Source organism: Dietzia sp. SLG310A2-38A2 (assembly GCF_014145095.1).
Classification (GTDB): Bacteria; Actinomycetota; Actinomycetes; order Mycobacteriales; family Mycobacteriaceae; genus Dietzia.
In genome coordinates this window covers 1-2,016 of record NZ_JAALDX010000474.1, presented here as the reverse complement: position 1 = coordinate 2,016, position 2,016 = coordinate 1, and the positions used below count along the sequence as shown (strand labels likewise).

Below are 2,016 nucleotides of genomic sequence, written 5' to 3'. Positions count from 1 at the left end.
CCGTCCCGGATCGACGACGAGACGGCCGGGATCCGGCTGGTGTCGAACACCCCGGGGGCCGTGGCCGGACACCTGCAGCGCGCGGTGGCGTGCTACGTGTGCAAACAGCTGTACACGCAGGTTGACGCCTTCTACCACCAGCTGTGCCCCGAGTGCGCCGCGGCCAACCGTGCCAGGCGGGACCCGGACATGGACCTGACCGGTCGGCGGGCCCTGCTCACCGGGGGCCGCGCCAAGATCGGCATGTACATCGCGCTCATGCTGCTGCGGGCGGGCGCGGACGTGACCGTCACGACCCGGTTCCCCCGCGACGCCGTCCGGCGGTTCGCCTCGATGCCCGACCATGCGGACTGGGCCGACAGGGTGCACGTGATCGGCGTCGACCTGCGCGATCCCGCCCAGGTCGTCGCCCTGGCCGACGAGGTCGCCGCCGCCGGGCCGCTGGACATCCTCATCAACAACGCCGCCCAGACCGTGCGCCGCTCCCCCGGGTCGTACTCCGGTCTCGTGGACGGGGAGTCCGCGCCCCTCACCGGACGGGCCGCCGACATCCCGATGGTCACCATGGGCCGCACCTCCGAGCTGCACCCGGCTGCGCTGATGGGCGGCGAATCCGCGCTCATCGGCACCGATGAGGCCGAGCGCGAGGCCGGACACATCGCCGAGCAGGCACTCCTCGCCGGATCGGCGTCCCTGGAGCGGGTGGCCGCCGGAACCGCCATCGACGCCGGCGGGCTGCTACCGGACGTGGTCGACCACAACAGCTGGGTGGCCACGGTCGAGCAGGTGGAGCCCATGGAGATGCTCGAGGTGCAGCTGTGCAACTCGGTCGCGCCGTTCATCCTGGTCTCCCGCCTGCGGCCCGCGCTCGCCGCGTCGAACGCCCGACGCAAGTACGTCGTCAACGTCTCCGCCATGGAGGGGCAGTTCTCCCGTCGCTACAAGGGCGCGGGGCACCCGCACACCAACATGGCCAAGGCCGGCCTGAACATGCTCACCCGCACGTCCGCCGAGGAGATGTTCACCGAACACGGCATCCTCATGACCGCGGTCGACACGGGCTGGATCACCGACGAGCGACCGCACACGACCAAGGTCCGGCTCCACGAGGAGGGCTTCCACGCACCGCTCGACCTCGTCGACGGGGCCGCCCGCGTGGTCGACCCGATCGTCCGGGGCGAGGCCGGCGAGGACCTCTTCGGCTGCTTCCTCAAGGACTTCCGTCCCAGTCCGTGGTGAGCGGTGAGTGGCCCGGACAATAGGATCACCGGTATGGACTCACCCACCTCGGCGGCAGTGCACCTCATCCTGACCGCCGAGCTCGTCCCCGCGCTCCGCGCGGTGGTGACCGAACTCGGCGGAGACGACCCGGGCTCCCTGGTCCACGCACGACCCACGGCGGTGGGCGGGGCGTATCCGACCAACTCCGCGGCAGCGATCGTCCATCACCTCTGCGGGGTGCTCACCTCGTGGGGGGCATCGTGTCTGGGGGGCGAGCAGGTCAGCCGGCAGCGCGAGTCGGAGTTCGAGTACGACGGGCCGGTTCTCCCCGAACTCGACAGGCTGTCCGCGCTGGCCGACAGGGTCCCGGACTGGACCACGGACGCGCTGACACGGGGCGGCCTCGCCCACCCCACCGGTACGGCGTTCCCGGTGGAACGGGCGCGTGCCGCGGGCACTCTCACGGTGGAGTGGGTGCTGGCGCACATCCTCCACGACGTCGCGACCCACCTCGGTCATCTGGAGGTCACCCGCGACGTCCTGATGTCCGCCCGACCCCGGTGACCGCCTCCCGCCCCGGGGTGGACTCGGAGCGGACCGCCCGGACCCCGGTCCTTCTCGACTGCGACCCTGGGATCGACGACGCCCTCGCGATCGCCTACCTGGTGTCCGAGCACCTGGCCGGGCGGATCGACCTGGTCGGCGTGGTGTGCACGGCCGGCAACGTCGGGCTCGAGAGCACCGTCGCCAACGCCCTGGCCTGGCTGGACCTGGCGGGCGCCCCCGAGCTCCCGG

The 2,016-nt window shown here is 71.9% G+C and carries 3 protein-coding genes; all 3 read left to right on the top strand.

Annotation, left to right across the window (positions count from 1 at the left end):
• Nucleotides 1-1,239, top strand: a 1,239-nt coding sequence (locus G6027_RS15410) for an SDR family NAD(P)-dependent oxidoreductase (RefSeq protein ID WP_182637932.1), incomplete at its 5' end; no start/stop codon positions are given.
• A gap of 33 nt (nucleotides 1,240-1,272) precedes the next feature.
• Nucleotides 1,273-1,785 carry a DUF664 domain-containing protein gene (locus tag G6027_RS15405; RefSeq protein ID WP_182637931.1) on the top strand — a complete coding sequence of 171 codons (513 nt, stop codon included), beginning with the start codon at nucleotides 1,273-1,275 and terminating at the stop codon, nucleotides 1,783-1,785.
• A partial coding sequence (locus tag G6027_RS15400) for a nucleoside hydrolase (protein ID WP_182637930.1) occupies nucleotides 1,782-2,016 on the top strand: 235 nt, incomplete at its 3' end. The genes G6027_RS15405 and G6027_RS15400, both read left to right, overlap by 4 nt.